Consider the following 25,970-nt stretch of genomic DNA (forward strand, 5'->3'; position numbering starts at 1 on the left):
AGGTTTAAAATTTTTAATTATGCTTTTTCTATAACGATAGCAGAAGCGCCACCACCACCATTACAGATAGCTGCAGCTCCAATTTTTGCATTGTTTTGATGTAAAACATTTATTAGTGTAACTACTATTCTTGCACCAGAGCAACCTAGAGGATGACCTAATGAAACGGCACCACCATTAACATTAACTTTGTCATTTGATAATCCTAAAATTTTTGCGTTTGCCAAGCCAACAACAGAAAATGCTTCATTAAATTCAAAATAATCAACATCTGATATTGATAAGCCAGCTTTTGTTAACGCTTTTGGTAATGCTTTTGCAGGAGCGGTCGTAAACCATTTTGGCTCTTGTGCAGCATCTGCGTATGATTTTATGTAAGCTAATGGTTTTAATCCCATTGCTATTGCTTTTTCTTCACTCATCAATATAACTGCAGCTGCACCATCGTTAATAGTTGAAGCATTTGCCGCAGTTACAGTTCCTTCTTTGGTAAAAACAGCGTTTAATGTTGGAATTTTATCCAATCTTACGTTAGTATATTCTTCATCTTTCGTTACCATTATTGGATCTCCTTTTCTTTGCGGAACTGCAACAGGAACAATTTCTGAATCAAATTTTCCTGCATCCCAGGCTTTTGCAGAACGCTCATAAGATTGAATTGCAAACGCATCTTGCTCTTCTCGAGTAATTTTATATTCTGAAGCACATAAATCAGCAGCAACTCCCATAGCGTTATTATCGTATGCATCAACAAGTCCGTCTTTTTGCATTCCGTCTTGCATTGATGTTGGTCCAAATTTCACACCATTTCTCATGTGAACATAATGTGGTATCATACTCATATTTTCCATTCCTCCAGCTACAACAATTTCAGCATCGCCAGCCATAATAGCTTGAGCTCCAAACATAATTGATTTCATTCCAGAAGCACATACTTTGTTAACAGTTGTACAAGCTACTTCATTTGACAATCCTGCATAAATAGCAGCTTGTCTTGCTGGTGCTTGACCAACGCCAGCTTGAACTACATTACCCATAAAAACTTCATCAACCAAGTTTGGATCAAGATTGATTTTATTTAAAGCTCCTCTGATAGCAGCAGCACCCAAATGGGGTGCAGGTACAGTTGATAATGAACCCATAAAACTTCCAATAGGAGTTCTTACTGCAGAAACAATTACAATTTTTTTATTCATAATATTTATTATTTCCCCAAAGTTGGGATTAGTTTGTTAGTTTGTAATGCAAATTTACTATTTTTTAGGGAAAATTCATTTTACATTGCAAGATATTCGTTTATTAATTCAATATTAATAAAATATTAATTTCTATTTATTTGATTTTTAAGTATTTCATTGAAATGTGAGAATTATATCAAAAAAAAGAGTTTAAAATGTTGTAAATATTATAATGAAAGCTTACATTTGCAACCGCTTAAAGAGAAAAGTTCTTATATTATATATTGAATTTTGGAGAGTTGCCTGAGTGGCCGAAAGGACATGTTTGCTAAACATGCGTATGGGAAACTGTACCAAGGGTTCGAATCCCTTACTCTCCGCTTTTTTTGTTTTCGGGGTGTAGCGTAGCCCGGTTATCGCGCCTGCTTTGGGAGCAGGAGGCCGCAGGTTCGAATCCTGCCACCCCGACTTTTAATATTTTATATTAAAATTGGTTCCATAGCTCAGCTGGATAGAGCAACGCACTTCTAATGCGTAGGTCGAAGGTTCGAATCCTTCTGGGATCACAATTTAAACCTTCTTGAAAAAGAAGGTTTTTTTGTTTTAATATATTTCGTAAATTTCGAAATAAATATTTTTCGATGAAATTCAAGAGTTATTTTTTATCAATCTTCACTTTGATTATTTTTATAAGTTGTAAATCGACTGAAACTTCTTTTTTAAAAAGTAGAAAAGCGTTAACTAATAACTATTTAACTGGAAATTCAATTGCTATTTATGACGGAATTGATGACACAACATTTGTGAAATTAAAAGACTTTAGCTCAGATTTTGTTTTTGAAATGAAATATGCAACAGATGACAATTTTCTTAAAAGCAAAGTTTATGAATGCGATGAATGCTATTTAAGATTGAAAACTGTAAAAAGTCTTGTCGAAGCTAACGAAGAATTCAAATCTTTAGGTTATAGAATAAAACTTTTTGATTGTTACAGACCTTTAGATATTCAAAAGAAAATGTGGGTTATTATGCCTAATGCAGATTATGTAGCAAATCCAGCCAAAGGTTCAATTCACAATAGAGGAGGAGCAGTCGATGTTACTTTGATAGATGAAAATGGGATTGAACTTGATATGGGAACTTCATTTGATTTTTTCGGTCCTGAAGCAAGTCATAATTATCAAGATATTTCCAGAAAAATAAGAAAGAATAGAGCTTTACTTAAATCGATTATGCTTAAACACAATTTTAAATCGTTTGATTCTGAATGGTGGCATTACAATTTAATTGATAGTACCAAAGATAATTTAGCCAATTTTAAGTGGAATTGCAACTAAATTATTGAACACATTTTAAATAATTCATAAAATAATTATCAGGAGCATAGGTCTTTTTATCTACTTCTGAAAACAATTCGCTTTTACAAACATAATCAATTGCTTCTCCTGCATATTTTATTCTAATAAATGAAATTGGAGAAGTTTTTAACTCTTCAAAATTATCTTTTACGAATAGAAAATAACCATTTAGAATTCGGATATTTTCTTTATCATTAATAACTGCGTTTCCACATGTTTCTGTTTCTGGTGAAATTAAGGTAACAATTTTGCCGTTTGTAAGTTGGATGTAAATTTTTGAACTTTTATCAAAACATTTTGCAGCAATAAATTCAGAACTTTTACTTATCATTTGAATGTTTAGTGACAAAAGCCCATCAGCATTAATTAATGAAAAGAAAATTGATGTTTGACTGTTTCCAAAAACTCTTTCATGCATTAAATATTCTTTAGTTGATTTATAGGTACCTATGCTATCTGTAACATTTGAACTAAATTCACAATCAGTTTGAGCAAATGTATTCAAGGAAAGTGTTAGAAACAATGCAATTAAAATTATCTTTTTCATTTAAAAATTTATTTTGGTGCAAATTAAAGCTATTTTATTTTCATTTTTATCGGTTGTGAAAAAACAATACTGATTTCCACCATCTTTTATTTTCCATTTTTTTCTAATATTTTCAACGGTATCGGGAAAATTTCTAACCGTGACATTCATTTTTTGATTGCTAAAGTTTTCAATCATATCTTTTTTAGAAAAATTAACTTTTTTTTCAATTTGAAAAGCCCTTCCTGGAAAATCAATTAATTCATCAGAAGTATATAAATGAGAGTTTTTATGCAATTTGTATACAGAAAAAAAACTTGCAATTTGATTAAATCCACCAGATTTCATAACTGCATTATTGGGTTCATAAAGATATTTTTTTGGAAAGTCATAATTTACTTTGCTTTCAGAATTTATATTGAAATCAAAAACTTCTTTATTTTGCTTAGTAAAGTTTACTGTTTTAATCGATATTTCACCATTGTATTTTTTTTCAATAATCCATAGAAGTTCTTTAACTTCGTTATCTACTGCAACAACATGTATTTGTTTTACATTCTTTAGTTCTTGTAATCCTGCTGAAATATCTAGTATTGGAGCTGTTTTTATCAAAATATTATCGGAATACTCTAAATAAGTATCTTGTAAATCCGGAACATTTGGTAGGCAATCCTTCAGCATAAAAACTTTTCCTTTTGCATCATTTCTTCTTGATGGGTCTATGTATATCCAACTAAATTTTTGATTTAATTTTTCTAAAGTTTTAAGACTATCACCTTCAATGCAATTGATATTTAAAGCGTTTAATTGTTTGAAATTATGAGAAACAATTTTAGATAATTCGGGATTAATTTCACAATGAATGATTGTGTCATTTTTTTTTGAAAAATAATAATCATCAATGCCAAACCCACCAGTCAAGTCAATTAAACTTTCACCGGAAACAATTTCAGATTTATATTTTGCAGTAGCTTCTGATGATGTTTGCTCAATTGAAATCTTTGTTGGATAAATAATATTATTACCATTAAACCAAGTAGGAAGTTTGTTTTTAGATTTTGTTCGAGATTCAATTTGATTTAACAAAATTTTAAACTCAATTTGAGAAAACGGATTTTTTTTAAGAGCCAATTTATTGGTGTCCAATCCAGTGTTTTCAATTATAAACTTTTGAATTTCTGGTTTTAAAATTTCATTAAAGTTCATTTTAAATCTAAATATTATAAATTTTTGGTTAGAATTTTAATTACTTTATTTTCAGGAAAAAACTCTTTGCCTATTACTTTTAAAGTTGTGTATAGAGGAACTGCTATAATCATTCCTGTGATTCCAAAAAGTGTTCCGATAATTAGAATTACCAAAAATATTTCTAAAGGATGTGAATTTACACTTTTTGAAAAAATAATTGGAGAGGAAATATTATTATCAATCAATTGTACAATAAAAAAACCAATGGAAACATATATTGTTGTTGGTAGAATGACATCTTGAAAATCGTTTCCAATATTACTTAACATTGTTAAAATTCCAGCTAAGATTGACGCAATAAAAGGACCAACGTATGGAATTACATTTAAAAGTCCACATAAAAAGGCAATTACAATGGCATTTTCAACACCAAAAATTAAGAGTACAATTAGATATAAAATAAAAATTATTGTAAGCTGCAATAACAATCCAAGAAAATATCTTGTAAGTAAAAGTCTTGTTTTTTCAATAGAATTTAAAATTTGTTCTTCGTGATCATTTGGAAGAATTTTTTTTATTCCAACAATAAATTGCACTTTGTCTTTTAAGAAAAAGAAACTAATAAAAAATACAGAAACTAAACCAATTCCAAAACTACTTATGGTTCCAATTATTGAATTAAAAAAATCAGTTAAAAAATTAAAATTCAGTCTTGAAGTAATATCTGTTTCTTTAAATATTTTTTCAATCTCTATGTTATGACTACTAAGGTAAATGTTTAGTTGATTATAAAGTTCAATTGATCTATTTTCAATTGATTTTGTGTCTAAAAGTGAAAGGTTTGTACTTTGTGATGTTATCAAGGGTACAAAAAGCATAATTAAACCTGTAATTAATAACAAAAAAAATATCATAGTGGATACAACCGCTAAGCTATTGGAAAACTTTAATCTTCTTCTTAAAAACTCAACAATAGGATTAGCAATCATTGAAAAAATTACCGCAACAATAAGATAAACAATAACTGTCTGAATTTGATATATAAAATAGATTGATAGACAAACTAGCGCTAAAACGCCTATTGCTCTAAGAATTCCATTTGCTATGTTCTTTGATGTTATCATTTGAATAGATTTTATGTAAAAATAAAAAACTCGTTTACAAATGTAAACGAGTTTTTAGAATATTTTGATTTTATTTTTTAGTTTCTAAAAGAAGCTCTAGAACCTCCAACAGCAAATACTGCGTCCATTCTAGCTTTTTGTCCTAATGAGAACATATACATTCCTCTATCGTCTGTATAATCCATATAGTTCATTGTCATCTCTACTGGAGTACCAGAACAAGTGCTTAAATGAGGATAAGTTGGAACTCCATAATTAGCAGTATTGTGAGTAGGCGTATCAGCTACTAAGTCACTTCCGCAAGTAGCATCACCCCAAATGTGACGTAAATTCATCCAGTGACCGACTTCGTGAGTTGCAGTTCTTCCTAAGTTGAAAGGATAAGTTGCTCTACCAGTTGTTCCTAAATATTTAGAATCTATTACAACACCATCTGTTGCAGAAGCACCTCCAGGAAATTGAGCATATCCAAGAATTCCTCCACCGATTGTACAAACCCAAAGATTAAGTTTTGTTGTAGGAGTTACTGCTGCCAAACCGCCTTGGTTTGTTTTCTTTATAGCGTCATTTGTTCCCCAAGACGTTTTAGTTGTAGATTTTCTGATTACTTGATCTAATACAAAAGAAATACCAACATTAGCTTTTACACCAGAAAATAATGCAGGAACTTGACCATAATCAGAATTTGTAGCATTGAAATCTTTATTTAAAACATCAATTTGAGATTGAATTTGAGCTAAAGAAATATTTTCAGCAGTAGTTTTGTATAAAACGTTTACCACAACAGGAATTTGAATTTTTCCATTTACTAGTCTATAGTTTGGATTACTTTTCGTAAAATTTTCAGTAAACTCTTCAATTTTATTCATTCTCAAAGCCATTTCAGGATCTTCTCTCAATTGTCTTTCCAATACTTCCTGAGAGGCACATTGTCTTTGAGCTGCATTATTCTCTGCAACAACTTTTGAATCTTCACTTTGACAAGAGAAAAGCATCGCTAATAATGATGCTGATAAAAGGATTTTTTTCATAAAAATAAATTTAGGGTTAATTAATAGTTATGCAATCTTATAACATATTAATTACATATAAAAATATTTTTAGTAGTTTATTTTGTATAATCGATGAAATACATTGAAATTAATTGCTGAATATATAATTTAGAATGTTAGCTCCCATTTTCAATGCTTTTTCTCTAACTTCTTTAGGGTCATTATGAACATCCGGGTCTTCCCAACCATCACCTAAATCACTTTCGAAAGTATAAAGCAACACTAATCTATTATTTTCAAAGATTCCAAAGGCTTGTGGTCTTTTTCCATCGTGTTCGTGAATTTTTGGCAAACCACTTGAGAAAACAAAAGGACCTTGAAAGATAGCATGATTTGCTGGTATTTCAATCAAGTTATTGTTTGGAAAGATTTTTTTGATTTCTTTTCTTATAAATTCATCCATACCAAAATTATCATCAATATGGAGAAAACCTCCAGATATCATATAGTTTCTTAAATTCAATATTTCGGCATCATTAAAAAAAACGTTTCCGTGACCAGTCATGTGGACAAATGGATAAGAAAATAAATCAGGACTACCAGGTTCAACAGTCGCTGGTTTAGATTTGATTTTAGTATTAATATTCTGATTAGTAAACTTAATTAAGTTGGGTAATGAAGTAGGATTAGCATACCAATCACCACCTCCATTATACTTCAACAAAGCAATTTCTTGGGAATAAGAAAAAGAGGAAATTAAGACTATGATTAAAAAAACTTTCTTCATTGAATTTATTCGTTTAATAGTGCTACACTATGACAAGCTACTACAGCTGCCGTTTCTGTTCGTAATCTTGTTTTACCCAAAGATACAGGAATGTAATTATTTTCCAATGCTAATTTTATTTCTTTTGTAGAAAAATCACCTTCTGGACCAATTAATAAAGTAATGTTTTCATTAAGAATTAATGCCTCTTTCAATGATTTTTTGTTTGTTTCTTCACAATGAGCAATGAATTTTTGACCATTAAAATCCTTTTTTACAAACTCTTTATATGTAATTGGTTCGTTAAATTTTGGTATATAATAATGTAAAGATTGCTTCATTGCTGATTCAATAATCTTTTGAAATCGATCGTTTTTTATAACTTTTCTTTCAGAATGTTCACAGATTATTGGTGTTATTTCTTGAATGCCAATTTCTGTAGCTTTTTCCAAAAACCATTCGTAACGTTCATTCATTTTAGTAGGAGCAACGGCTAAATGTAATTGTACTTTAGATGGTTCTTCTTTTTCAAAAGACAGTATTGTAACTGTACATTTTGAATCAGAAGCCAGAGCTATTTCAGTTTTAAATAAAAAACCTAATCCATTGGTTACAAATAAAATATCACTCTCTTTCTTGCGTAATACTTTAATTACGTGTTTGCTCTCTTCTTTGTCAAAAACAAAAGAAGTATCTTTCTCTGAAATAGTTGGATTATAAAATAATTGCATATTAAAATTCTATTCTTGCTTTAGAAACTATAGAAGCATCATTAAACCTATTTTCTAGATATTTTTGATAACCAACAATCCCAATCATGGCTGCATTATCGGTTGTGTATTCAAATTTTGGTATAAATGTTTTCCAGCCATATTTTCCTTCAGCATTTTTCAAAGTTTCTCTGATTCCTGAATTTGCAGAAACACCACCACCTATAGCTATTTGTGTAATTCCTGTCTCTGCAACAGCCATTTTTAATTTTTCCATTAATATTTCAATAATGGTGTGTTGAATAGAAGCACAAATATCAGCTTTATTTTCTTCAATAAAGTTTGGATTTTCTAAAACATTTCTTTGAATAAAATACAAAATTTGTGTTTTCAGTCCAGAAAAACTGAAGTTTAACCTATCAACCTTTGGTTTTGTAAACTGAAATTTCTTCGGATTTCCTTCTTTAGCAAATTTGTCAATCAAAGGTCCACCTGGATAGGGAAGTCCCATTATTTTTGCAGATTTATCAAAAGCTTCTCCTACAGCGTCATCGGTTGTTTCGCCGATAATTTCCATATTAAAAAAACTATTTACTTTAACAATTTGCGTATGTCCTCCTGAAATAGTTAATGCTAAAAAAGGAAACTCTGGTTTGTCAAAACCTTCTTCATCAATAAAATGAGCCAAAATATGAGCATGCATATGATTGACAGCTATCAATGGAATATTGAGTGAAAGCGAAAGAGATTTTGCAAAAGAAGTTCCCACTAAAAGCGAACCCATAAGGCCAGGACCTTGAGTAAAAGCTATTGCACTTAGTTGTTTTTTATTGACATTAGCTCTTTTTAAAGCCATATCAACTACTGGAACGATGTTTTGTTGGTGTGCTCTTGAAGCCAATTCAGGCACAACTCCTCCATACTCTTCGTGTATTTTTTGACCAGCAACAACATTCGATAAAACTTTATTATTTCTTAAAACAGCAGCGGCAGTATCATCACACGAACTCTCAATTGCGAGAATAAAAACATCCTTATCTAACATTGGGCACAATTTTTGAATTATATTTGAATAACCATTATAAAACGATTATTTTTACAACGAATACAAAAGTAACTATTTTCGGGGTTTCTTATTCAATGCCAAAATTAAATTTTGAAAGAAAAAAAAGTAAATACTCGTTTTAAAAAAGTCAGGAAAATAATTTTTCGAATTTTTCTTGCTCTTTTATTTTTACTTCTGTTGACGGGTATTGCTCTTTCGTTGCCTTCAGTTCAAACTAGAATTGCACACTATTACACAGAGGAACTCAATAAACAATATGGGACAAATATATACATAGATCAAGTTGAAGTTACAATATTTGGTGGTGTTCAGCTTAAAGATGTTATGGTTAAAGATGAGCAAAAAGATACTTTAATTTTTGCTAAAAGAATAATTACAAACATTTTAGATTCTAAAAGATTATTAGATGGTGATTTGATTTTTGGAGCTATTAAAGCCGATGAATTAACCTTAAATGTAAAAACATACAAAGGCGATAAAGATACCAATCTTGATAAATTTGTAGCAGCTTTTGATGATGGTAAAACTTCTTCTGGAAAGTTTTTAATGACTTCAGATAAAATTACTTTAGTAAATAGTCGTTTTATTCTGCATGATTACAACAGAGAAAATCCTAAAGATGTTGATTTTACAAAACTCAATGTTTTTGCAACAGATTTTAAAATTCAAGGACCTGACGTTACTACAAACATAAAAGAAATGTCTTTCAAAGACCATCGAGGATTGTTTGTAGAAAATTTAAAATCTAAATTTACTTACACAAAAAAGAACATTAGATTAGAAGAAACTATCATTAAAACCGATCAGTCTGATTTTGAAGGAGAGGTTATATTAAAATATGATAGAAAAGATTTTGCCGATTTTAATAACAAAGTAATTTTTGATGTTAATTCAAAAAAAGCAACTATCGCCACAAATGATATTCGGTATTTTTATAATGAATTAGGTAAAAATCAAATCTTCGATTTTAAAGGTAAAGTAGATGGTACTTTAAATGATTTCACAATTAAAAAATTAAAATTAAAGGATACAAGAAATTCAGAGATTGTTGGAGATGTAAACTTTAAAAATCTTTTTGCTAAAAAAGGACAAGGAGAGTTTTACATGAATGGTTCATTTGACAAAGTGACTTCTAGTTATGAGAATCTAGTGTCGATTTTGCCTAATGTTTTAGGTAAAAAATTGCCATCATCCTTGAAAAAGTTAGGACAATTTAATCTGAAAGGAGATGCCAAGATTACTACTAAAAGTATCGATGCCGATTTTGATTTACAAACAAGGTTAGGTAATGTTTCTTCAAAACTTTTAATGACTAATATTGATAACATTGACAATGCTTCTTATTTTGGCAATATAGTTTTAGACAACTTTGATGTAGGTAGTTTTTTAAACAGAAAGGATGTTGGAAAAGTTTCTATGGATGTTGATGTAGATGGAAAAGGATTCGTTGAAAAATATCTAGACACAAAGTTTTCAGGTGAAGTTAAAAGCGTTAGATATAATGGCTATACTTACAAGAATATTTTGGCAGATGGAAGTTTTAAAAAACCAATTTTTAAAGGAAACATTAATGTTAATGATCCTAATTTATTTTTTGATTTCAGTGGAATAGTTGACTTAAGTAAAAAAGAAAATATATATGATTTTCATGCTAAGGTAGATTATGCAAATCTTAAAAATTTAAACTTCATGAATGATGCAGTATCCGTTTTTAAAGGTGATGTTATCATGAAAGTTACTGGAAGTAATCTAAATAATATGAGAGGTGATGTTATCATTACTAATGCTTCCTATCAAAATCCAAAAGATATTTATTTCTTTGATAATTTGACTGTTAATTCTAGCTTTGATGCTGAAAATATTAGAACAATTTTATTGTATTCGCCTAATGAAGTTAATGGAAAAGTAGAGGGTAAGTTTGACATCAATCAAATACCAGGTATGATTGAAAATTCGTTAGGAAGTTTATACACCAATTATAAACCTAATAATTTAAGAAAAGGTCAATTTTTAAAATTTCAATTTACAGAATTTAATAAAATTATAGAGATTATAAATCCTGATATATCGTTCAGTGATGATGCCGTTATTAACGGAATTATTAAGTCGGATAATAATGATTTTAAATTGAATTTCACCTCCAAAACTATTGATGCTTTTGGAACACATTTAGATAAAGTTTTACTTGAGGTAGATAATAAAAACCCATTGTATAATACTTATGTTCAAATGGATAGTATCAAGGTTAAAAACTATAAAATAAGAGATTTTTCACTTATTAATGCTACTTCCAAAGATACTTTATCGTTTAGAACAGAATTTAAAGGAGGCGAAAAAGGAAATGACTTTTATAATTTGAATTTATATCACACTATTGATAAAAACAAACAAAACATTGTCGGATTTAACAAATCAGAAATGATGTTTAAGGACTTTCTTTGGTATATAAATGAAGAAGAAAACGACAAAAATAAAATCATATTTGATAAAAAGTTGAGTAGTTTTTCTTTTGATGATATTGTTGTTTCTCATGAAAATCAATCCATCGCACTGAAAGGATTACTGAGTGGAAAAACAGAGAAAGATATTCAACTAACATTTCATGATGTAAACCTTAATAAAGTTACTCCAGATGTAAAACAATTTAAGTTTGATGGAAATTTGAATGGAGAGGTTTACTTGAAGCAAAAAAATGCCATATATCAACCTACTGCAACTGTTGAAATAAGTAATCTTTTGATAAACGATAATGAATTAGGAAACTTAAACTTAGATATTGCAGGAAATAATGATTTTAGCAGATTTGATATTGAATCTAAGATAGAAAACGAAAACTTTAAGTCTTTTGAGGCTGATGGTAATTTGCAAATAGTTGATCAATCAACAGTCATTGACTTGGATTTAAATTTTCAAAAATTTAATTTGGGAGTATTAAGCAATCTTGGAGGTGAAGTATTATCTAATATTAGAGGCTTTGTTTCAGGTAAAGCTAGTTTGAGTGGTGATGTTAATAATATTGATTATAATGGTAGATTATTTGTTAATGATGCAGGTGTAACAATTCCATATTTGAATGTTGATTATGAGCTTAAAGATAATTCAATTGTTGATATAACACAAAATAAATTTATCATACAAAAAACTAAAGTAAATGACACTAAGTTTAATACTGAAGGTGATTTGCAAGGATTTATAAAGCACAAACAATTTGGTGATTGGGAATTGGATTTAACAATTGGTTCCAAAAATATTCTAGCTTTAGATACAGACGATAAAGAAGATGTAGCCTATTTTGGAAGAGCATTCATAGATGGCTATGCAACGATTAAGGGTCCAACGAATGGATTAGAAATAAATGTTAATGCTAAATCTAATAAAGGAACCGATATTAAAATTCCTATTAATGATGCCGATGCCGTAAGTGAGAATAACTACATACAGTTTATATCTAAAAATGAAAAATTAGGTCTTAATAACAAACAAGCAGAGTTTATTAGAAACTACAACGGACTTCAAATGAATTTTGAGTTTGATATCACTACAGATGCAAGCATTGAAGTTATTCTTGACAGAGATTCTAAACACGGTATGAAAGGAAAAGGAGTAGGAACTCTTTATATGAACATTAATACTCTAGGTAAGTTTGAAATGAATGGTGACTTTCAAGTTTGGGAAGGTTCCTATAATTTTAAATATGGAGGTTTAATCGATAAGAAATTTGATGTCAAAAAATTTGGTTCTATCGTTTGGACAGGAAATCCATTTAATGCAACATTAAACCTTGAAGCTGTTTCAAGAAACATTACTGCAAACCCGGCCGTATTAATTGATAACGCTTCTTTCAATAGAAAAATTCCAGTTGAAGTTATAATAGATCTAAAAGGAACAATTACTAATCCAGAGCCCGATTTTAATATTAATTTTCCAAACGTAAGTTCTGTTTTAAGATCTGAAATTGAGACCAAGCTTAGTGATAAAGATACGCGACAAAAACAAGCTTTGTATTTACTTTCTACAGGTGGATTTTTAAGTCCGGAAGGAATAAGCCAATCGCAAATTACTAATAGTTTTTACGAAAAAGCTGGAGCCTTATTTGGAGACTTATTTAATGACAAAGATGGTAAAATGATAGTTGACGTTTCCTATACATCAGGTGATAGAACCGCTTTAAATCCAACTGATGGTAGAGTAGTTGCTTCTGTTACTACCCAAATTAATGAACGAATTACCATTAATGGAAAAGTAGGTGTACCAACTGGAGGTGTTTCTGAAACGGCTATTGTTGGAAATTTTGAAGCACAATATCGCGTTAACGAAGATGGTACTTTAAATTTAAGAATTTTCAATCGTGAAAACGATATCAATTATATCGGACAAGGAATTGGTTATACTCAAGGAGCTGGAGTTTCCTATGAAGTTGACTTTGATACTTTCAAGGAATTAATCAATAAAATTTTCAAATCTAAAATAGATAGAGAGAAAAAGAATCTTGTTGAAACCCAAGATGATTCTGATGTTCTTCCAGGTTATATTGAAATGGAAAAAGAAAAAAAGGAAGAAAAGAAAAAATCAGAACCTGAAAACAAACCTAATAATGAAGCAAAACCTGAAGATGAATAATTCAGGTTTTTTTATGCAATTCTCAATTTAGGTTCTTAATAACTTAAAACTTATCAACGAAAACGATTGAATTTTACGAATTTTATCGAATTGGTAAAAATCTCATCACTTATATGCTTATTCTTTGTTAAATTTACATTTTAAAACATAAAAATATGTCAAAAACGATAAAAAAAATAGGTGTACTTACTTCAGGAGGTGACTCTCCAGGAATGAATGCAGCTATTCGATCTGTTGTTAGAACTTGTGCTTATCACAACATTGAATGTGTTGGAATTTATAGAGGTTACCAAGGAATGATAGAAGGTGATTTTAAAGAAATGGGACCACGTTCTGTAAACAATATTGTAAACAAAGGTGGAACAATTTTGAAATCAGCTCGTTCTAAAGAATTTATGACGGTAGAAGGTCGTAAAAAAGCTCACGAAAACCTTGTTGCTGCTGGTATTGATGCTTTAGTAGTAATCGGTGGAGATGGTTCTTTTACAGGTGCCGAAATTTTTAATAACGAATTTGGTTATCCAGTAATGGGAATTCCTGGTACGATTGATAATGATATTTTTGGAACCAGTCATACTTTAGGATTTGACACAGCATTGAATACCGTTGTTGATTGTATTGATAAAATTCGTGATACTGCCAGTTCACATAATCGTCTGTTTCTTGTAGAAGTTATGGGACGTGATGCAGGTCATATCGCTCTTAATGCAGGAATTGGTGCAGGAGCAGAAGAAATTCTTATCCCAGAAGAAGATTTAGGATTAGAACGACTTTTAGATTCTCTTCGTAAAAGTAAAGCTTCGGGTAAATCATCAAGTATTGTTGTAATTGCAGAAGGCGATAAAATTGGAAAAAATGTATTCGAATTAAAAGATTACATCGAAGAAAATTTCCCAGAATATGATATTCGTGTTTCTGTTCTTGGTCACATGCAACGTGGTGGTTCGCCTTCCTGTTTTGATAGAGTTCTTGCAAGTAGGTTAGGTGTAAAAGCGGTTGAATCCATTTTAGAGGGTAAATCTAACTTTATGGTAGGTATGTTGAACGATAAAGTTGCTTTAACACCATTAGAACAAGCTATAAAAGGTCATTCAGAAATTGATAGAGAACTATTGAGAGTTTCTGATATTATGACAACTTAATACAATTTCAAAAGTCAACTTCAAAAGTCAACTTCAATAATTAATAATAAAATATAAAATTAAAATAAAATGTCTAAAGTAAAATTAGGAATTAACGGATTCGGAAGAATTGGAAGAATCGTTTTCAGAGAAACATTTAACAGAGATAATGTAGAAGTAGTAGCTATCAACGATTTATTAGATGTAGATCATTTGGCTTACTTATTAAAATATGATTCAGTTCACGGTCGTTTTAATGGAAAAGTAGAAGTTAAAGACGGACAACTTTATGTAAACGATAAATTTATTAGAGTTACCGCAGAAAGAGATCCAAAACTAATCAAATGGGATGATAAAGACGTTGATGTTGATGTAGTTGCAGAATGTACTGGAATTTTCACAACATTAGAAACTGCTCAATATCACATTGATGGTGGTGCTAAGAAAGTAGTTATTTCAGCTCCATCGGCAGATGCTCCTATGTTTGTTATGGGTGTAAATCATACCGAAGCAAAAGCTACTGACACAATCGTTTCTAACGCTTCTTGTACTACTAATTGTTTGGCTCCATTAGCAAAAGTTATCAATGATAATTTCGGAATTGTTGAAGGATTAATGACAACAGTTCATGCTACAACAGCTACTCAATTAACAGCTGATGGTCCTTCAAGAAAAGACTGGAGAGGTGGTCGTGCTGCTAGTGTAAATATTATTCCATCTTCAACTGGTGCTGCTAAAGCGGTAGGAAAAGTAATTCCTGCGTTGAATGGTAAACTAACTGGTATGTCATTCCGTGTTCCAACGGTTGACGTTTCTGTTGTAGATTTAACAGTTAAAGTTGCTAAAGAAACTTCTTACGATGAAATTATGTCAGTTTTGAAAAAAGCTTCTGAAAATGAATTGAAAGGAATTTTAGGATTTACAGAAGATGACGTAGTTTCTCAAGATTTTGTTGGAGACTCAAGAACTTCTATAGTAGATGCTAAAGCTGGAATTGGATTGAATTCAACTTTCTTCAAATTAGTTTCTTGGTACGATAACGAATATGGTTATTCAAGTAAATTAATTGATTTATCAGTTCACGTAGCTGGTTTATAATAATAAAAAAATCCCGATGACTATTGACTAGTTGTCGGGATTTTTATTTCTAACACAAACAAACCAAAACAAACCAATGAAATTATTAGTTGACAGTGGATCTACTAAAGCCGATTGGATAGCAATAGACGAAAACGGAAAAGTATTGTTCACAACACAAACCTTAGGATTAAACCCTGAAGTTTTAGACAAAGAAGAAATTATCAATCGTCTTGATGATAAATTTGATATTTCTCACAATAAAGAAAAAGCTACTCATTTATTCTTTTATGGTGCCGGATGCGGAACTGATAGAATGAAAGACTTTCTTACTATTGTATTTAAAGAATATTTTTCAAATGCTGCTATTTCTGTACATGAAGATACTTATGCTGCAGTTTATGCAACTACACCAAAAGATGAAAAAGCCATTGTTTGCATCTTAGGAACTGGTTCTAATTGTAGTTTTTTTGACGGAAAAGTGTTGCATCAAAAAGTGCAATCTCTTGGCTATATAGCTATGGACGATTGTTCAGGAAATCGCTTTGGACGTCATTTATTGCGTGGATATTATTTTAATAAAATGCCTAAGGAATTAGCCAAAGAATTTGAAGAAGAATACAACCTTGATGCTGATTACATTAAGAATAATTTATATAAAGAGCCCAACCCAAATGCCTATTTAGCTACGTTTGCCAAGTTCTTAATCAAACATAAAGATGATGCTTTCTGCAAAGAAATAATCAAAGCAGAAATGAAAGACTTTGTTGAAAATTATATCATGCAATTTGATAACTGTCATGATGTTTTAGTTCACTTTGTAGGTTCAATAGCCTTCTACCTAAAAGAGGAATTGGAAGAAGTTTTAGAACACTATAACATAAAAATAGGTAATGTTCTTAGAAGACCAATTGACGGATTGATAGCTTATCATATTTTAAATAAATAATTAGAAAAACCTGACAATCACGTCAGGTTTTTTTATTTTTACATCAAATAGTATATCATGGAAATTGCAATAATAGCGCACGACGGAAAGAAAGCCGATTTAGTTCAGTTTTTAAACAAGAACAAAGAAATTCTTATAAAAGAAAACATCAAGCTAATTGCCACCGGAACTACAGGAGGAAAGGCAGAAGCTGCTGGATTTAAAGTTAAGAAAATGCTTTCTGGACCACTTGGTGGCGATGCTCAAATTGCTGCAAGAGTTGCCGAAGGAAAAACAAAAATGGTTTTATTCTTCAAAGATCCTATGTCGAATCATCCTCATGAAGTAGATATCAATATGTTGATTCGTGTGTGTGATGTTCACAATGTACCTTTAGCCACCAATGAAGCTACAGCACAATTATTGCTTTTGGGAATTGATGGGTTGGAGTAGGAGACTTAAATCTTAGTTTCTTAAAATTGCTGTTAGTAAACGTTATTTTATTCGTTTCATTATTTGTTCCGTGATTGGAAGACAATCTGTTTCTAAGCTGTCTTTTTGAATGTACTTTATTTTCACTTTACTCAAATCCTCAGCTAATCTTATTCCAACTAGATATTCTTTTTCTTCTTTGATATATTCATTTGAAAAATAACCACCGTTTTCATCTTCATCGACTTCGCCATCGTTATTCCAATTTTTATTTTCCGCTATTCCCCAATATTCTGTATCACAAGGAAGAGTTACAGTCACAATATGGAATTTAATAGTTTTTTGTCTACAATATTTATTCCGATTAATTGAGAGTCTTCTCCTTGTGAATATTTATAAACCAATAAGTAATCATTTTCTGAAAATAATGGATTACTATTTTTATCTGCAATTTTTGGAGAGTTTGCTTTTGGTGGATTTTTTTTATCAATCTTTTCATTTTTACAACTAAATAGTCCAAATAAAATTATCGAAATTATGTAGATATTTTTTCTCATATATTCTCTGAGTCTTATTATGTTACTTAAAATTATTGCTAAAGTTCCTAATCTTTATGAGGTTGCAAACTTCAAAACCAATTTTTTCTGTTGAAGATAAAGTTTCTTGCCAAATACCTAGTAGCAGTAGTTTTACTATTTACGAATTTTTTTATTTTCAGGTAATTCATGATTTTTTTCTACAAAATAATAAATTGCGTCTAAATCTGAATTAGTTAAGTTCGGAAATGAGGTCATCAAACCCCAATCTTTTTCTCTTATTTTTTTTGCAATACTGTCTCCATTTTCAAACATTTGATAGGAATTTCTTGTATAATTATACAACCAATCCTTTTTCCTGATTTTGGTTATTCCACCAAGTGCTGGTGCGGTTGCGACTTTATCCATTCCAATATAATGACAACTTGTACAATTTCTGATAAATAATTTTTTACCTTTCTCAAAAAGTTTATCATCAGTTCCAATTTCAACAATGTTCTTTTCGTTACTCTTACTTTTATAATATTCTTTCAATAATAATATTGCTGAACACAATAGGACTAGAGATAAAATTATTTTTTGGGTGTTTTTTTTCACTTTTTGTAACTTAAAATTTACTTCAAACTTTAGTGGCTAAGATCAATTATGAGCAGCGTTTAACATAAATAATAAATTTTCTATGGCTTAAAACTAGTTAATAAAACAATTCTATTATTATCCGTTTTAGATACAACTAACCATGGTTTTACATTTGTTTTTCTTATGTCATTTCCTTTCATTGCAAATTCCTCTTGCTTATTGTCAGCAACATAAATTTCAGTGCCAATGGGAAAATTATATTCTTTAATTGTATTTGGATCAACATTGCTTACTCTTGTTTGACCTTTTCCATCTGGAGTGAATATAATCAATGAAAGATGATAAACATCTTCATAGTCATTTTTAAAACTTAGTTTAATATCTTCTTGACCAATAAAGGAAAAACTTAAAAAAGTAAAAAGGGATAGAATTATTAGTTTCATATAGTATATTTTAAGGTTAAACAATTGTTTTGTTCACTGAATTATTCGATACTTTATATTTTTACAAACGTTCCAGAATTTAGTATTCTATTGTTTTTTTTGTCTTCTAATTTAAAAGAACACTCATTGCCAACAATAGTAATAATTTCGAAGCAAATATTCGTGTCTTTTAAAATTTTCTTTTGAAGTTCTGTTGGGTTTAAAGGTTCGGTAAGACCTAGTATTTTGAATGATTTATCATCTATCCAAACTATTTCTAACCTTTCCATTTTATTGGCTAAAATGAGGTAAACACTTTCTTTTTCTATGTAAACCTCATAGTCTTTAAATCCCGATTTTTTACTTATGGAATCTAATTTTACAAGATATTTACCATCACTAAGTGCTTTATTTTGCGCAAATAATGAGTTGACACTAAAAAACAATAAGAACAAAACGATAAATAGTTTTTTCATAGTATTCAAATTATTTTATCAACGTTTTGGATATTGCAGAAGTGACGATGAACCAAGACCAAGCCTTCATAAATATAAATATAAATATAAAACTTTAAATTAAAAACCTTTCCGATTTCAAATAAATCCTGAGCCTCGTCATTGAAGCAAACCGCTGTTAGCTGTAGTTATTATTTTTTTTATTTCGTATTATTTTCAGATTCAGCTACAAAAATATATACTTTTTCAATTTTCTGATTTCTAATTTTTATAATTTCTATTGTATCTTTCAAAATGTTTTTATGATATTTCATATCACCAATTCTCCAATTATAAAATCTAATTGAATCAGTTTGTGTTTTTCCATTTAGGGATTTTTTTTCGTTAGATTTTTTGAAACTTGAAGATTTAATATAAAGTGAATCATTCGGATTAGCATTCCTTATTTCAAATGTTTTGTTCAGATACATACAATGAACATTTAGAATCAAATCATTAATTCCATTAATTTCTTTATAAGAATGACTGTGAGGAGCACCAGTAATTGCTAAAAAACAAGAATTTAAAGTCAGAATTATTAATATAAAGAGTATTATTTTTTTCATATAATTATTGTACGGAATTTTTGGTTTTATAATTACAGCTAACTTTGTATATAAGTATGACACTATCATCCTAAGACAACCTATAAATACATGATTAGTCTGATAAATCTTCCCAAATGTAACCATTTCCTACAAATAAAAACTATGTAAAATTACCTGTTTTTCAAAAAACCATTACTTTTTATTCACCAAAACCACACTCATTTGTTGTCCACCAGTAATAAGAGTTTTAATTTGAAAATAGTATTTATCGTTTTCATACAATTTATCGCCAAAAAGGATTTCCATTTTGTCGGCTTTTTTGCCATTATTAGTTTCAATTTTCTTAAATCCCATTTTTTCTAAAGTCTCAGGATAGCTATGAGCTTTACCAAAAGTAGTTATCAATCGCACTTCATTGTCAGTAATCATAACTGCTGTATTGTTTTTCTCGTTCATCCAAGCATCGCTTTTTTGCTCCCAACCGAAAGAAATGTTTTCTAATGTAGCTTTAATGTTCTCTTTTTTGGTAGTCATTAAGGTTAGTAAATCATTAGGAGTAAAATCTCTTTGTTGGGTGTTTTTCAACTCTTTAATGCTTTCGTCGTCAAGCAACAAATCAATGTTAGAAGGATCTTCACTCGAATAAACAATGTTTAATTGTTGACCTAAATAGAAGTTTTTAAATTGGTAACTCGAAATATCTTCGGTAGCTCTTACGGTTTTTCCTTCTTTAGTTTCAAACTCAACAGTTATCGATGCAAAAGAAGCACCACCAGAGCGAAGTACTCTTTTTACTTCGGTCACACCTCCATCAACAACGGTTCCAACAGCATCAACTTGTGTAGCTTTTAGAATTCTATCAGCACCATTAGAAAAACATTCTGAAAAAATAAAGTAAACAATCACCGCCGGAATTAGCATTAATGTCATTAACGTAAAATCAATTCTCGGTGTATCTCTTATTTTTAGAAACTGTGGCTTCCATGTTCCGTAATAGGCTATTGCCAAGAAACTTACAAAGCAAAACGCAGCCGTTCCTAAAATAGATAAAAAGGTTTTGTTTTGAGAAACGTTGGTATTTGGTAAGTAGAAAGCAAACAGGTAAATGGTAGCTATAATCAAAGCTACAAGCCCTATAAACACTGCTAGATTTTTTTTGGGCATAGTTTTAAGACGTTCTTCAAGGACTAGAGCACGAGCCGTTTCAATAATAGATTTAAACTCGTCTGGATTTACTTCTTTACGCTTCAAAAAGGTTTCTATTTCGTAATCGTATTCGTTTTCTTTGATACGCTCAATTACTCGTTCTAAAATTTCTTCTTTAGTCATAGTTTAATTTTATAAAATCGCTTTATACAGCAATTGTTCCATTATTTTATATCCTTCTTTGTTGGGATGAACGCCGTCATCTCCATATATTTTCTTCAAACCTTTATTATCATCTATCATTTTCGAGTAATAATCAATATGGTTCAGGGCATTTTCTTTAGCAAATTTTTGAATTAATTTATTCAATTCCATCACTTTATCAGCTGGTTGAATTTTGTGATTCCAATCGAATTTATTTGCTGGAAGCACTGAACATAAAACTACTTCAATGTGATTTGCTTTTGCCAATTCTACCATAGAAATAATGTTTCCCATGATATTTTCAATTGAAATGGGTCCAGTATTTTCGGCAATATCATTAATTCCTGCCAAAATAACAACTTTCGAAGGTTGCAATTGAATCACATCTTGACGAAAACGCAACAACATTTGAGAGGTTGTTTGTCCGCTAATGCCACGATTGACGAATCCATTTTCTGTAAAAAAGGAATTATTGTAATTAGACCAAAACTCAGTTATGGAATCACCCATAAAAACAATAGGAGTGAAGCCCGATTGAATTAAAGCAAGGTTGTCATTTTGATATTTTCTAAGATTAGCCCAATCCATAGTACTCACTTTATTGTATTTAGAATAAGATTTTACTTTAATCCTAATCTGCTTTTTAGTTTTAAGAACAATAAAGCAATAGTGTAAGCATCGTCGGTTGTTGAGATACGCTCCGTTTTAGCGATTTTAAAAAGGTGACTTAACTCATCTAACGAAAAGTTTTTGTCATTGATATCATGGAGTTTTTTATACATAATTTCAATATCTAAAGCTTCATTTTTAAGTCTACCACAAGAATATTTTTCTAATACTTCGTTAATCATTTCTATATCAAAATGTATACGGTGTCCTACCAAAGTGGCATTACCAATAAAGTTGATAAACATTTCAATAGCTTGAATTTCAGATAATTTAGGTTGTGAGCTTTCTAAGAGAATATCATTAGATAAATCGTTGTCGTGAAGGAATTTATATTGTGGAATGACTACTTCAAAAACATCACCAATAAGAATATTATCATTTACAACGCCAACAGCTCCAAAAGATAAGATCACATCTTTCTTAGGATTAAGTCCAGTTGTTTCGGTAGATAATACAACATATCTATTTGATTTTTTATCAAATTTGGATAAATAAGTTTTCCAAAATTCTGGATGTTCTTTGTTGATATTTTTAAGCCAGTCGAGCATATACTATGAAAATTGAGTCAGTTGAAAACGATCTTTTATTAATTCTTCTAAGTCACGCATAGGATTGAGTGCATTTTTCAGTTTTTCTCTATCTACTTTATTAATCTCATCTAGATTAATATATTGACCAGAATTATCGTTTTTTAATCCTTCTACAGCTTTAAATTTTGATAAAACCAAATAAGCATCGGCACAATTCAAATATACTTCTGAGAATTTAGAATCTACAATTGCTAATTGTTTGTATCTTAAATAAGTACTGTTTATTCCTTTGATGCCATTGCTCAACGTCAACATTCTTGCACCATCAACAAGTGGCATTAAAGCTCTTGTTTTTATGTCAAACTTCCCTTTATGTTCGCCTTCTTCTTCTAAATTGAATTTTTTGAAGAAGTTTAAAGGCGTAGGCTTTTTTATGGCATCATTTCCTAAATAATCGAAGAAAAGTACATTGTTTTTAGCATTTTTGAAAATAGTTTCTGTGATAGCATCTTCAATTTTTTGTTCACCAAAAGCCATCTCATAATCAAAGAAAACGCTACTAATTTCGTTGGAGTTTTCACCTGGAGTATTCATCCAACTATTGTATTGTTTTGTCCAGTCTGTCAATGACTTACACCAAAGCATATTACTAGCCATATGACCTTGCGGACAGAATACAAATCCAACTTTTTCTAATATAGTAGTAGCTTTTTTAGCTAATTTTAGAAAGTAATCTTTTACATCGCGGTATTTTTCTGCAGAAACATCTTCAAAAACCAAAATACTATCTTGATCTGTCAATAACAATTGCTCTTTACGACCTTGACTACCAATGCTTAACCAAGCAAATCGAGCAGGAGGTGACCCCAAATCTAAAATGGATTGTTCTACAGCTCTTTTTACAATTGCTAGAGTAATTTCGCCAGCAATACTATTAATATGTGTAAGAGGAATGTTTTTATTTAATGAAGATTGAATGATATCGGTTAATTTATCACGAACTAATTTAAGTTCTTTGGCCGTTTGCGAACGTTTAATTTCTTTAAGAAGTACACCAGGATTATTAGCTTGTGCAACCACTAAATCATGTTCAGAAATAATACCTTTCACTTCCGATTTATCGGTTCCGTCTTGGGTTACGCACAGGTGAGTGACTCCGTGTTTAAGCATAACTAACTGTGCTTCAGCAACCGAAATGTTTTCAGTAACAGTTATCACCGGAGAAGCCATAATTTTATCAATAGTATTTGATAATGAAAAACGACCAGTAGCAACTTTCGATCTAAAATCTTTATCAGTAACAATTCCAACAGGTAGACCTTCATCGGTAATTAATACACTATCAATCATATTCTCAGTGGCCAACAATGCTGCATCTTTGATAGGAGTGGTGCTACTTATTTTTAAAGGCGTTTTATTGTAAGTCAATGATTGAAAATACAACATATCGGATTGATTGTCAGTATATCCAACATTATCAGAAAGCGAAGCATGACTTTGATTATCAAAGTTATTTTTGGTGTTGGCAGCAAAACTTTCTAATAAGAAATTTAAAACTTCGGTATTTTGAGCCACAAAAGGTTTAAAAGTCGCGATAGGAATAGCATAAACAATACTTTCTTCACGAGCTTTGGCTGTCATTTGATAATTATTTTTAGCAAAAAACGGACGTAAACCAAAGATATCACCAGCATAACATTTATTTAATAACGTTTCTTCAGCATCTGAAATAACGGTTAAATGAATAACACCAGAAGCTACAACATAGAAAGAATCATGAAGTTTATCATTAATTTGAAACAACGATTTGTGTTTTTCCAAATTAATAACACGAATGGTATTGGCAATTTTAATTAAATCATCAAATGATAAATAATTAAAAGGTTCGTATTCTTTTAGAAAATTTGCAACACGTTCAGAAATAGCATTACTCATAGTATAAGTTATTTTTATAAAAATATAAAAAATCAATCAATGTGCAAAAGTAATAAAGATAAAGATTCAATCAACCTTTTGTTTGTAGTTTTAAAACTATAATTCAGATGATTTATTATGAAAAAGTGTAGTACTTTTGAAATATTCTATTTTACATAATATAAATTATAGTGCAAATAGATAATTATTGTAAAACAGCAGAAAGCACTTGATTTAAAGCTCTGACATGATTTTTATTCGATATATTCTACCAATTGCAATTGTTAGTTTTAACGTGTAATCTTCTATTAACCAACTTCTATAGTTTTTAGTAACGTTTCCTAAGCAAATACAATATTGTTTAATTCGATATTCAATATCGTCGTTTAATTCTTTTGAAAGTTTTCTGGCATCAACCAATTCTTCGGTATTTTCCACACACATTGTTGCGTGTTGTTCTAGAGATTTTTCAATAATGGTTTTGGCTTTCAAATTATTTTTTACTGTAAATTTGAATTCCTCATGAATATCCATAGAAATATCAACTGATTTTGAAAATTTCTTGCGAAGTTCGTCAGACATTACATATTTGAAATTACTTTCTATATCAGCATCATCACGAAGACTTTCTAAATAATATTCTGGAGATTTAAAAATATGTTGCCAATCTACAGGATTATTCCACAAACCAAAACGTAATGCGTTGTTTCCTAAGTCAATAACAGTAAAACTGTCTTTATTTGGTAAACGTCTTGATCCACGTCCAATCATCTGAAAATAAAGCGTTAACGACTTTGTTGCACGATTTAAAATAATGGTCTCGACTGTGGGCTCATCAAATCCTGTGGTTAAGATTCCAACTGAAGTTAAAATAGCATCTGGAGTTTTCTTAAACCATTGTAAAATATCTTTTCTATCTTCTGTACTAGTTGTATTATCAAGATGTCTGATGTTGTATCCGGCATGTCTAAAACTCTCATAAACATGCAGTGAAGTATTGATTCCGTTGCTGAAAATCAAAGTTTTCTTCCTAAGGGCTTTTTCTGTATAAGCATGCAATAATTTCTCTTGCATTACCATATTACTGTACAAATCGTCTGAAGATTTTACAGTATAATCACCATTTATTCCAACTTTTAACGAAGTTAGTCCAACATCATAGCTATACGTTGTTGCTTTAGCCAAGAATCCTTTATCTATAAGGTTTTGAATTGTATCTCCAACAATCAATTCGCTATAATTTTCATACATCGGAAGTTTGATATTTGAACTCAATGGCGTTGCTGTAACTCCAAGAATAAATGCATTTTCAAAAGCACTAAATAACTTCCTAAATGAATTGAAGTGAGCTTCGTCAATTATCACTAAACCAACATCTTGTATTTCTAATTTTTCATCATTAAGACGGTTTTTAAGTGTCTCAATCATCGCTACAAAACATGAATATTCTTCTTGGTCTGGAAGCTCTTTTATGGCACTATTGATGACTTTATTTTTAACATCAAAAGCTTTAAGCATTTTTGAAGTTTGCTTACAAAGCTCAATTCGATGTGTTAAAACAACAACTTTCTTATTATGTTGTTCTAAATAACGTCTTGTGATTTCTGAAAATATTACTGTTTTTCCGCCACCTGTAGGCAATTGATAAAGTAAATGATAGTTGTGTGGCGCATTATCTAATCGCTTAAAAATTTTGTCGATATCGCCTTTCTGGTAACCGTAAAGTTCCTTTTTATCTTCAATTTCTGCAAGAATATCTTTTTTTGACATAGCGATTTTTACAATTTTGCAAAAATACATCTAAAAAAGAGTTTGAACGCTATGTTTTTAGAAATATATAGA

General features: G+C 30.2%; 25 protein-coding genes and 3 tRNA genes. 9 read left to right on the plus strand and 19 right to left on the minus strand.

The window, feature by feature from the left end:
- Positions 1–17 precede the first annotated feature (17 nt).
- Positions 18–1,196 (minus strand): acetyl-CoA C-acyltransferase, encoded by a 1,179-nt coding sequence (locus tag ABD771_RS10785; protein WP_345094400.1) that lies wholly within the window; start codon positions 1,194–1,196, stop codon positions 18–20.
- A gap of 275 nt (positions 1,197–1,471) precedes the next feature.
- Here ABD771_RS10785 and ABD771_RS10790 point away from each other — a divergent pair.
- From ABD771_RS10790 to ABD771_RS10805, 4 genes are all read left to right on the plus strand, one after another.
- A tRNA-Ser gene (locus ABD771_RS10790) sits at positions 1,472–1,558 on the plus strand.
- 13 nt (positions 1,559–1,571) lie between these two features.
- A tRNA-Pro gene (locus ABD771_RS10795) sits at positions 1,572–1,646 on the plus strand.
- A gap of 24 nt (positions 1,647–1,670) precedes the next feature.
- Positions 1,671–1,744, plus strand: a tRNA-Arg gene (locus ABD771_RS10800).
- Positions 1,745–1,819: 75 nt separating this feature from the next.
- On the plus strand, positions 1,820–2,515 hold the full coding sequence (locus ABD771_RS10805; protein ID WP_345094401.1) for a M15 family metallopeptidase: 696 nt from the start codon (positions 1,820–1,822) through the stop codon (positions 2,513–2,515).
- 1 nt (position 2,516) lies between these two features.
- On the opposite strand, the gene ABD771_RS10810 is transcribed toward ABD771_RS10805, so the two are convergent.
- The 7 genes from ABD771_RS10810 to tsaD form a co-directional block, all read right to left on the minus strand.
- Positions 2,517–3,083: a hypothetical protein gene (locus ABD771_RS10810; RefSeq protein WP_345094403.1), complete on the minus strand. Its 567-nt coding sequence runs from the start codon at positions 3,081–3,083 to the stop codon at positions 2,517–2,519.
- Positions 3,084–4,268 carry a class I SAM-dependent methyltransferase gene (locus tag ABD771_RS10815; protein WP_345094405.1) on the minus strand — a complete coding sequence of 395 codons (1,185 nt, stop codon included), beginning with the start codon at positions 4,266–4,268 and terminating at the stop codon, positions 3,084–3,086.
- Positions 4,269–4,282: 14 nt separating this feature from the next.
- Positions 4,283–5,374 (minus strand): AI-2E family transporter, encoded by a 1,092-nt coding sequence (locus ABD771_RS10820; protein WP_345094407.1) that lies wholly within the window; start codon positions 5,372–5,374, stop codon positions 4,283–4,285.
- Between the two features lie 77 nt (positions 5,375–5,451).
- Complete coding sequence (locus tag ABD771_RS10825) at positions 5,452–6,405, minus strand: zinc metalloprotease (protein WP_345094409.1); 954 nt, start codon at positions 6,403–6,405, stop codon at positions 5,452–5,454.
- A gap of 109 nt (positions 6,406–6,514) precedes the next feature.
- A complete protein-coding gene (locus ABD771_RS10830) occupies positions 6,515–7,153 on the minus strand; it encodes a DUF4159 domain-containing protein (RefSeq protein ID WP_345094411.1) in 639 nt (212 codons plus the stop codon).
- A 5-nt stretch (positions 7,154–7,158) separates the two neighbouring features.
- A complete protein-coding gene (locus tag ABD771_RS10835; protein ID WP_345094413.1) occupies positions 7,159–7,863 on the minus strand; it encodes a 16S rRNA (uracil(1498)-N(3))-methyltransferase in 705 nt (234 codons plus the stop codon).
- Position 7,864: 1 nt separating this feature from the next.
- On the minus strand, positions 7,865–8,887 hold the full coding sequence (tsaD, locus tag ABD771_RS10840; protein WP_345094415.1) for a tRNA (adenosine(37)-N6)-threonylcarbamoyltransferase complex transferase subunit TsaD: 1,023 nt from the start codon (positions 8,885–8,887) through the stop codon (positions 7,865–7,867).
- A gap of 111 nt (positions 8,888–8,998) precedes the next feature.
- On the opposite strand from tsaD, the gene ABD771_RS10845 reads away from it, so the two are divergent.
- The 5 genes from ABD771_RS10845 to ABD771_RS10865 all read left to right on the plus strand — a co-directional run bounded on the left by ABD771_RS10845 (position 8,999) and on the right by ABD771_RS10865 (position 17,107).
- The gene (locus ABD771_RS10845; RefSeq protein ID WP_345094417.1) at positions 8,999–13,528 is read left to right on the plus strand and encodes a translocation/assembly module TamB domain-containing protein; all 4,530 of its coding nucleotides are present in this window, start codon (positions 8,999–9,001) and stop codon (positions 13,526–13,528) included.
- 155 nt (positions 13,529–13,683) lie between these two features.
- Entirely contained in the window at positions 13,684–14,670 is a 987-nt protein-coding gene (gene pfkA / locus ABD771_RS10850; protein ID WP_345094419.1) for a 6-phosphofructokinase, read from the plus strand.
- 69 nt (positions 14,671–14,739) lie between these two features.
- Entirely contained in the window at positions 14,740–15,747 is a 1,008-nt protein-coding gene (gene gap / locus ABD771_RS10855) for a type I glyceraldehyde-3-phosphate dehydrogenase (protein WP_345094421.1), read from the plus strand.
- 76 nt (positions 15,748–15,823) lie between these two features.
- Entirely contained in the window at positions 15,824–16,675 is an 852-nt protein-coding gene (locus tag ABD771_RS10860) for a BadF/BadG/BcrA/BcrD ATPase family protein (RefSeq protein WP_345094423.1), read from the plus strand.
- A gap of 57 nt (positions 16,676–16,732) precedes the next feature.
- Positions 16,733–17,107, plus strand: a complete 375-nt coding sequence (locus tag ABD771_RS10865; RefSeq protein ID WP_298304044.1) for a methylglyoxal synthase — start codon at positions 16,733–16,735, stop codon at positions 17,105–17,107.
- A 42-nt stretch (positions 17,108–17,149) separates the two neighbouring features.
- On the opposite strand, the gene ABD771_RS10870 is transcribed toward ABD771_RS10865, so the two are convergent.
- The 11 genes from ABD771_RS10870 to ABD771_RS10920 form a co-directional block, all read right to left on the minus strand.
- Positions 17,150–17,407 carry a hypothetical protein gene (locus ABD771_RS10870; RefSeq protein ID WP_345094426.1) on the minus strand — a complete coding sequence of 86 codons (258 nt, stop codon included), beginning with the start codon at positions 17,405–17,407 and terminating at the stop codon, positions 17,150–17,152.
- The gene (locus ABD771_RS10875; RefSeq protein WP_345094428.1) at positions 17,404–17,643 is read right to left on the minus strand and encodes a hypothetical protein; all 240 of its coding nucleotides are present in this window, start codon (positions 17,641–17,643) and stop codon (positions 17,404–17,406) included. Before ABD771_RS10875 ends, ABD771_RS10870 begins: the two co-directional genes overlap by 4 nt.
- Positions 17,644–17,778: 135 nt before the next feature.
- Positions 17,779–18,219, minus strand: coding sequence for a c-type cytochrome (locus ABD771_RS10880; protein ID WP_345094430.1), 441 nt, complete (start codon positions 18,217–18,219; stop codon positions 17,779–17,781).
- Positions 18,220–18,299: 80 nt separating this feature from the next.
- Positions 18,300–18,644: a hypothetical protein gene (locus ABD771_RS10885; protein ID WP_345094432.1), complete on the minus strand. Its 345-nt coding sequence runs from the start codon at positions 18,642–18,644 to the stop codon at positions 18,300–18,302.
- Positions 18,645–18,697: 53 nt separating this feature from the next.
- Positions 18,698–19,099, minus strand: coding sequence for a hypothetical protein (locus ABD771_RS10890; protein ID WP_345094434.1), 402 nt, complete (start codon positions 19,097–19,099; stop codon positions 18,698–18,700).
- Positions 19,100–19,278: 179 nt separating this feature from the next.
- Complete coding sequence (locus ABD771_RS10895) at positions 19,279–19,683, minus strand: hypothetical protein (protein WP_345094436.1); 405 nt, start codon at positions 19,681–19,683, stop codon at positions 19,279–19,281.
- A gap of 174 nt (positions 19,684–19,857) precedes the next feature.
- On the minus strand, positions 19,858–20,994 hold the full coding sequence (locus ABD771_RS10900) for a hypothetical protein (protein WP_345094438.1): 1,137 nt from the start codon (positions 20,992–20,994) through the stop codon (positions 19,858–19,860).
- Positions 20,995–21,003: 9 nt separating this feature from the next.
- Positions 21,004–21,603, minus strand: coding sequence for a GDSL-type esterase/lipase family protein (locus tag ABD771_RS10905; protein ID WP_345094440.1), 600 nt, complete (start codon positions 21,601–21,603; stop codon positions 21,004–21,006).
- Positions 21,604–21,635: 32 nt separating this feature from the next.
- A complete protein-coding gene (locus ABD771_RS10910; protein ID WP_345094441.1) occupies positions 21,636–22,232 on the minus strand; it encodes a 3'-5' exonuclease in 597 nt (198 codons plus the stop codon).
- Between the two features lie 3 nt (positions 22,233–22,235).
- The gene (locus ABD771_RS10915; RefSeq protein WP_345094443.1) at positions 22,236–24,149 is read right to left on the minus strand and encodes a DUF294 nucleotidyltransferase-like domain-containing protein; all 1,914 of its coding nucleotides are present in this window, start codon (positions 24,147–24,149) and stop codon (positions 22,236–22,238) included.
- A gap of 213 nt (positions 24,150–24,362) precedes the next feature.
- On the minus strand, positions 24,363–25,898 hold the full coding sequence (locus ABD771_RS10920) for a DEAD/DEAH box helicase (protein ID WP_345094445.1): 1,536 nt from the start codon (positions 25,896–25,898) through the stop codon (positions 24,363–24,365).
- Positions 25,899–25,970 lie beyond the last annotated feature (72 nt).

This window comes from Flavobacterium chungnamense (genome assembly GCF_039539165.1).
Taxonomy (GTDB): domain Bacteria; phylum Bacteroidota; class Bacteroidia; order Flavobacteriales; family Flavobacteriaceae; genus Flavobacterium; species Flavobacterium chungnamense.

What these genes read in the sequence shown, in the direction of transcription:
- ABD771_RS10785 (WP_345094400.1), bottom strand. Translation starts at nt 1,196, where the DNA reads ATGAATAAAAAAATTGTAATTGTTTCTGCAGTAAGAACTCCTATTGGA.
- ABD771_RS10805 (WP_345094401.1), top strand. Translation starts at nt 1,820, where the DNA reads ATGAAATTCAAGAGTTATTTTTTATCAATCTTCACTTTGATTATTTTT.
- ABD771_RS10810 (WP_345094403.1), bottom strand. Translation starts at nt 3,083, where the DNA reads ATGAAAAAGATAATTTTAATTGCATTGTTTCTAACACTTTCCTTGAAT.
- ABD771_RS10815 (WP_345094405.1), bottom strand. Translation starts at nt 4,268, where the DNA reads ATGAACTTTAATGAAATTTTAAAACCAGAAATTCAAAAGTTTATAATT.
- ABD771_RS10820 (WP_345094407.1), bottom strand. Translation starts at nt 5,374, where the DNA reads ATGATAACATCAAAGAACATAGCAAATGGAATTCTTAGAGCAATAGGC.
- ABD771_RS10825 (WP_345094409.1), bottom strand. Translation starts at nt 6,405, where the DNA reads ATGAAAAAAATCCTTTTATCAGCATCATTATTAGCGATGCTTTTCTCT.
- ABD771_RS10830 (WP_345094411.1), bottom strand. Translation starts at nt 7,153, where the DNA reads ATGAAGAAAGTTTTTTTAATCATAGTCTTAATTTCCTCTTTTTCTTAT.
- ABD771_RS10835 (WP_345094413.1), bottom strand. Translation starts at nt 7,863, where the DNA reads ATGCAATTATTTTATAATCCAACTATTTCAGAGAAAGATACTTCTTTT.
- tsaD (WP_345094415.1), bottom strand. Translation starts at nt 8,887, where the DNA reads ATGTTAGATAAGGATGTTTTTATTCTCGCAATTGAGAGTTCGTGTGAT.
- pfkA (WP_345094419.1), top strand. Translation starts at nt 13,684, where the DNA reads ATGTCAAAAACGATAAAAAAAATAGGTGTACTTACTTCAGGAGGTGAC.
- gap (WP_345094421.1), top strand. Translation starts at nt 14,740, where the DNA reads ATGTCTAAAGTAAAATTAGGAATTAACGGATTCGGAAGAATTGGAAGA.
- ABD771_RS10860 (WP_345094423.1), top strand. Translation starts at nt 15,824, where the DNA reads ATGAAATTATTAGTTGACAGTGGATCTACTAAAGCCGATTGGATAGCA.
- ABD771_RS10865 (WP_298304044.1), top strand. Translation starts at nt 16,733, where the DNA reads ATGGAAATTGCAATAATAGCGCACGACGGAAAGAAAGCCGATTTAGTT.
- ABD771_RS10875 (WP_345094428.1), bottom strand. Translation starts at nt 17,643, where the DNA reads ATGAGAAAAAATATCTACATAATTTCGATAATTTTATTTGGACTATTT.
- ABD771_RS10885 (WP_345094432.1), bottom strand. Translation starts at nt 18,644, where the DNA reads ATGAAACTAATAATTCTATCCCTTTTTACTTTTTTAAGTTTTTCCTTT.
- ABD771_RS10890 (WP_345094434.1), bottom strand. Translation starts at nt 19,099, where the DNA reads ATGAAAAAACTATTTATCGTTTTGTTCTTATTGTTTTTTAGTGTCAAC.
- ABD771_RS10895 (WP_345094436.1), bottom strand. Translation starts at nt 19,683, where the DNA reads ATGAAAAAAATAATACTCTTTATATTAATAATTCTGACTTTAAATTCT.
- ABD771_RS10900 (WP_345094438.1), bottom strand. Translation starts at nt 20,994, where the DNA reads ATGACTAAAGAAGAAATTTTAGAACGAGTAATTGAGCGTATCAAAGAA.
- ABD771_RS10905 (WP_345094440.1), bottom strand. Translation starts at nt 21,603, where the DNA reads ATGGATTGGGCTAATCTTAGAAAATATCAAAATGACAACCTTGCTTTA.
- ABD771_RS10910 (WP_345094441.1), bottom strand. Translation starts at nt 22,232, where the DNA reads ATGCTCGACTGGCTTAAAAATATCAACAAAGAACATCCAGAATTTTGG.
- ABD771_RS10915 (WP_345094443.1), bottom strand. Translation starts at nt 24,149, where the DNA reads ATGAGTAATGCTATTTCTGAACGTGTTGCAAATTTTCTAAAAGAATAC.
- ABD771_RS10920 (WP_345094445.1), bottom strand. Translation starts at nt 25,898, where the DNA reads ATGTCAAAAAAAGATATTCTTGCAGAAATTGAAGATAAAAAGGAACTT.